Source organism: Mesorhizobium sp. M7A.F.Ca.US.006.04.2.1, from assembly GCF_004022915.1.
Taxonomy (GTDB): domain Bacteria; phylum Pseudomonadota; class Alphaproteobacteria; order Rhizobiales; family Rhizobiaceae; genus Mesorhizobium; species Mesorhizobium ciceri.
In genome coordinates, this window is the sequence record NZ_RZQA01000394.1 from 1 (window position 1) to 5746 (window position 5746).

General features: G+C 64.3%; 5 protein-coding genes. All 5 read left to right on the forward strand.

Going from position 1 to position 5746, the window contains the following annotated elements:
- Window positions 1–585, forward strand: a 585-nt coding sequence (locus EN925_RS20455) for a transketolase C-terminal domain-containing protein (protein WP_281040655.1), incomplete at its 5' end; no start/stop codon positions are given.
- A gap of 158 nt (window positions 586–743) precedes the next feature.
- Window positions 744–1754 carry a type I glyceraldehyde-3-phosphate dehydrogenase gene (gap, locus tag EN925_RS20460; protein ID WP_127368747.1) on the forward strand — a complete coding sequence of 337 codons (1011 nt, stop codon included), beginning with the start codon at window positions 744–746 and terminating at the stop codon, window positions 1752–1754.
- Window positions 1755–1972: 218 nt separating this feature from the next.
- Window positions 1973–3862 carry a potassium/proton antiporter gene (locus EN925_RS20465; RefSeq protein WP_127368746.1) on the forward strand — a complete coding sequence of 630 codons (1890 nt, stop codon included), beginning with the start codon at window positions 1973–1975 and terminating at the stop codon, window positions 3860–3862.
- 145 nt (window positions 3863–4007) lie between these two features.
- Entirely contained in the window at window positions 4008–5204 is a 1197-nt protein-coding gene (locus EN925_RS20470; RefSeq protein WP_013529247.1) for a phosphoglycerate kinase, read from the forward strand.
- A gap of 133 nt (window positions 5205–5337) precedes the next feature.
- Window positions 5338–5746 (forward strand): class I fructose-bisphosphate aldolase (locus EN925_RS20475; RefSeq protein ID WP_128336860.1); only part of this gene is annotated, 409 nt, incomplete at its 3' end.

Consider the following 5746-nt stretch of genomic DNA (forward strand, 5'->3'; position numbering starts at 1 on the left):
ACCCACCAGCCGGTCGAGCATCTGGCGGCATTGCGCGCGATCCCCAACCACAATGTCTTCCGCCCGGCCGACGCGGTCGAAACCGCGGAATGCTGGCAGATCGCCCTGGAGTCGGAAAAGACGCCGTCGACCTTGGCGCTGACCCGCCAGAACCTGCCGACGGTGCGCACCGAATTCACGGCCAAGAACCTCAGCAGCCAGGGCGCCTATGAGCTGGCCGCCGCCAGCGGCGAGGCGGCGATAACGATCTTCGCCACCGGCTCCGAGGTCGAGATCGCACTTGGCGCGCGCGAGCTGTTGGAAAAGCACGGCCATCCGACCCGCGTCGTCTCGGTTCCCTGCTTCGAACTGTTCGACCAGCAGAGCGACGACTACCGCAAGAAGACGATCGGCAATGCGCCGATCAAGATGGCGATCGAAGCCGGCATCCGCCAGGGATGGGATCATCTGATCGGCTCAGACGGCATCTTCGTCGGCATGACCGGCTTCGGCGCGTCGGGCACGATCGAGCAACTCTATCCGCATTTCGGCATTACCGCCGAGGCCGCGGCCAAGGCGGCGGAAGCCCGCCTGCACGCCAAGTAAGATTCTGGGCCAGTTCGGCGAAACCGCGAAAACGGCTTCGCCGGGCTGGCTCAACTTAATCGATTTAAATCCACGCCAGTGCGGCTGGATTCTTTCTGCTTCCGCCGCTATGAAACTGCAGACCCCTCGTCCGCCCTCCAACTCCCAGGGAGAGAATTATGACCGTCAGAGTTGCCATCAACGGATTTGGCCGCATCGGCCGCAACATCCTGCGCGCTATCCATGAATCCGGCCGCAAGGACATCGACGTCGTCGCCGTCAACGACCTCGGCCCAGTCGAGACCAATGCGCACCTCTTGCGCTATGACAGCGTGCACGGCCGCTTCCCGCATGAAGTCTCGGTATCCGGCGACCAGATCACCGTCGGCAAGGAGACGTTCAAGGTCACCGCGATCAAGGATCCAACGCAGTTGCCGTGGAAGGAACTCGGCATCGACATCGCGCTCGAATGCACCGGCATCTTCACCGCCCGCGACAAGGCAGCGGCACACCTGACCGCCGGCGCCAAGCGCGTCATCGTTTCGGCCCCTGCCGAAGGCGCCGACCTCACCGTGGTCTACGGCATCAACCACGACCAGTTGACCAAGGATCATATCGTCATCTCGAACGCCTCGTGCACCACCAACTGCCTGGCGCCGCTGGCAGCCGTGCTGCACGAAACGGTCGGCATCGAAAAAGGCATGATGACGACGATCCACTCCTACACCGGCGACCAGCCGACCCTGGACACCATGCACAAGGATCTCTACCGCGCCCGCGCCGCTGCGCTGTCGCAGATCCCGACCTCGACCGGTGCCGCCAAGGCGATCGGCTTGGTGCTGCCCGACCTCAAGGGCAAGCTCGACGGCATCTCGATCCGCGTGCCGACCCCGAACGTCTCGGTCGTCGATTTCAAGTTCATCGCCAAGCGGTCGACCACGGCGCAGGAGATCAACGAAGCGGTGATCGCCGCCTCCAACGGCAAGCTCAAGGGCATTCTCGGCGTCACTCATCACCCGAACGTGTCGATCGACTTCAACCACGATCCGCGCTCCTCGATCATGGCGCTCGACCAGACCAAGGTGATGGACGGCAATTTCGTATCGGTGCTCTCCTGGTACGACAATGAATGGGGTTTCTCCAACCGCATGGGCGACACATCGGTCGCCTTCGGCAAGACCATCGCCTGATCACAAAGCACTCTTTTCGAGACTTGGAACGCCCGGCTTTGCCCGGGCGTTTTTCATGAGCGCAGCTTGCGCCTTCCCAAATTGTGTCCCGGGCGCCAAAACATCCGAAAATCAGCGGCATAGGCCAAAAAGCCACCCTGCCGCCTTGCACTGGTCACGTCTTCGCCCCACTCTCTCGCAAAGCAGGAGACAGACGAATTTGAGGGGCTGATTTCAGGATGGAGCATGCGATCTATCTCGTCACGCTGGTCGGCACAGCGCTTGTCGTCGCCGCCGCGTTTTCGAGCCTGATCGCCTTCCGCTTCGGCGCCCCTCTTCTGCTCCTGTTCCTCTGCATTGGCCTCGCCACCGGCACCGACGGTCTCGGCATCCAGTTCGACAATGCCCGCATCGCCTATTTTGCCGGCTCACTGGCGCTGGCCGTCATCCTGTTCGATTCCGGCTTCGGCACGCCGCTCAACGCCTTGCGGCAGGCAGCCGGCCCGGCGTTGTCGCTGGCGACCTTCGGCGTAATTCTGACCACCGGCCTGTTCGGCGCCGCCGCCCACTATCTGCTCGACCTCACCTGGCTGGAATCCTTCCTGCTCGGCGCCGCAGTCGCCTCCACCGATGCGGCCGCCGTGTTCTTCCTGCTGCGTGCCGGCGAGATCAATCTGCGCGAACGCGTGCGCTCGACGCTCGAGGTGGAATCCGGCACCAATGACCCCATCGCCATCTTCCTGACCATCACGCTGGTCGAGATCATCGCCGCTCATGCCAATCCCGAGACCAACGTCCTGGTCACCAGCCTTTTCCTCGGCTTCCTCCTCAACATGGGCCTTGGCGCTGTCGTCGGCGTGCTCGGCGGCCTCGCCATCGTGCGTCTCGTCGACCGGCTCAATCTCGACCATGGCCTGCTGCCGATCTTCGTGCTGACCTTGTCGTTGATGGTCTTTGCCGCCGCCGGCGCCATTGGCGGCTCGGGCTTCCTGGCGGTCTATATCGCCGGCCTCATCTCGGGCAATTCCGATATCCGCGCCGTCACCATCCTCAAGCGCTTCCAGGACGGCATGTCATGGCTGGCACAGATCATCATGTTCCTCATCCTCGGCCTGTTCGCGACGCCCTCGCAATTCCCGGCGATCATGGTGCCGGCGGTGCTGCTCGGCCTGTTCCTGATGTTCGTGGCGCGGCCGGTCGCCGTCTGGCTCTGCCTGATCCCGTTCCGCATGCCGCGCCCCGAAGTCGCCTTTGTCTCGTGGGTCGGCCTGCGCGGCGCGGTGTCGATCCTGCTTGCCATCACCCCGCTGCTCGGCGGGCTGGAAAATGGCCGTGTCATCTTCAACACCGCCTTCATCATCGTTCTGGTTTCGCTGGTCATCCAGGGCTGGACGGTCGGACCGCTGGCGCGCCGCCTCGGTTTGATCGTGCCGGCGCGGCTCGGACCGCTGGACAAGGTCGAGCTGGAATTGCCGGGTTCGGCCCATCACGAGCTTCTCGCCTATCGCGTCGCACCCGGCAGCCCGGTGGCGCGCGGCGAGCGCATCCCACGCTGGGCGCGACCCTCGCTGGTGCTGCGTGACGGCCGTTCGATGCGCTTCCAGGACATGGGCCGGCTCGCCGCCGGCGACCAGGTCTACATTTTCGTCCCGGATCGCTATCCGCGCCTGCTCGACAAGCTGTTCGCCAGCCGTGCCGTGGTCGATCCCGAAGATGCCGATTTCTTCGGCGCCTTCGCCGTCGATCCAGCGCGCCCCGCCGCCGAACTGGAAGCAGCCTATACGCCAGGTCTAACCGAAGTGGAGCAAAAGCTCACCGTTGGCGCGCTGGTCACGGCGCGGCTCGGCGGCCATGCCGAATATGCCGACCGCGTGCTGCTCGGCCCGATAGAACTGATCGTCCGCGACGTCGACGACAAGGGGAAGATCATAGGCCTCGGCCTGTCGTTCGAGCCGACCGCTCCGGTGGCGCGGGTGCCGGTCTTCCTCAGCGCCGGAGAAATCGGCGACCGTCTTTCCGCCTTCATCCGCAATTGGCGCAAGCCGACCGAGGCGCAGGCGGACGAGGCGCGGGCGGACGACAAACCGGCCCCGGAGCCAGCGCCGGAAAAGGCAGCAACCGAAAGCTGACAAACCCGCTATTGAGCGCTGCCATTCATCCACCCGCCAGTGCAAGATCGTGCCCACTTCAAAATTTCGGTTCGAGCGCGCCCTAAGCCTTGCATCGTCGCCGATGCGGGGTATGGTCCCCCGGTTTTTCGCGAAAGGAACCCGCATGGCCGCCTTCAAGACACTCGACGATATCGGCAACATCAGCGGCAAGCGCGTGCTGGTGCGCGTCGACCTCAACGTGCCTGTCACTGAGGGCAAAGTCACCGACGCCACCCGCATCGAACGCATCGCACCGACCATCGCCGAGCTATCGGCCAAGGGCGCCAAGGTCATCCTGCTCGCCCATTTCGGCCGACCCAAGGATGGGCCTTCGCCCGAATTCTCGCTGGAGCCGATCGCCAAAGCCACGGCAGAAGTGCTCGGCCGCCCCGTCGGTTTCGCCTCGGATTGCGTCGGCGACACGGCCGGAAGTGCTGTCGCCGCCATGAACAAGGGCGACGTGCTGCTGCTCGAAAACACTCGCTTCTACAAGGCCGAAGAAAAGAATGACCCGGCCTTCACCGAAAAACTCGCCGCCAATGGCGACATCTTCGTTAACGACGCCTTCTCGGCCGCGCACCGCGCGCATTCTTCGACCGAGGGGCTGGCGCATCTGTTGCCGGCTTTTGCCGGCCGCACCATGCAAGCCGAGCTTGAGGCGCTGGAGAAGGGCTTGGGAAAACCGGTTCGTCCGGTCGTCGCCATTGTCGGCGGCGCCAAGGTCTCGACCAAGATCGATCTGTTGATGAACCTGGTGAAGAAGGTCGACGCGCTGGTCATCGGCGGCGGCATGGCCAACACCTTCCTCGCCGCGCGCGGCACCGATGTCGGGAAATCGCTGTGCGAGCATGATCTCGCCTCAACCGCCAAGCAGATCATGATCGAGGCGGCCGAGGCCGGCTGCGCCATCATCCTGCCGGTCGACGGCGTCGTCGCCAGGGAGTTCAAGGCGGGCGCGGCCTGCGAGACCGTCGCCATCTCCGATGTGCCGGCCGACGGGATGATCCTCGATGTCGGCGCCAAAACCGTGACGACCATCGGCGAATGGATCGACCGCGCCGCGACACTGGTCTGGAACGGCCCGCTCGGCGCCTTCGAGATCGCGCCCTTCGATCATGCGACGGTGGCGGCTGCCAAGCACGCGGCGTCGCGCACCAAGGAAGGCAAGCTGGTCTCGGTTGCAGGCGGTGGCGATACGGTCGCGGCGCTCAACCACGCCGGCGTCGCCGACGACTTCACCTATGTCTCGACCGCCGGCGGCGCCTTCCTGGAGTGGATGGAAGGCAAGCCGCTGCCCGGCGTCGATGTGTTGAAGCGCTGAGGCTGCGAGGCGATCAACGCTCGGAGAGCGAACAAGGCCGCCCGAGGCTTCAATCGATTCGAGCTTTCCGATGCCATTCCTTTGGCGGTAGACTTCCGTTAAGCGCGGAACAACCGTTTCAGGAGAAGCAACAATGAGCGAACGTCTCGAAGACATTGCCGCTGCGATCGTCGCCGATGGCAAGGGCCTGCTGGCCGCCGACGAAAGTTCCGGCACCATCAAGAAGCGCTTCGACGTCATCGGCGTCGAATCGACCGCCGACAGCCGCCGCGACTACCGCGAGATGATGTTCCGCACCAGAGAGGCGATGACCCGCTACATTTCCGGTGTCATCCTCTATGACGAGACGATCCGCCAGAAGGCCGCCGACGGCACGCCGCTGGTCGACATCATCAGGGCCGCCGGCGCCATCCCCGGCATCAAGGTCGATGCCGGCGCCAAGCCGCTGGCCAGGTTTCCCGGCGACACCGTCACCGAAGGCCTCGATGGCCTGCGCGAACGGCTTGCCGACTACTACAAGCTCGGCGCCCGCTTCGCCAAAT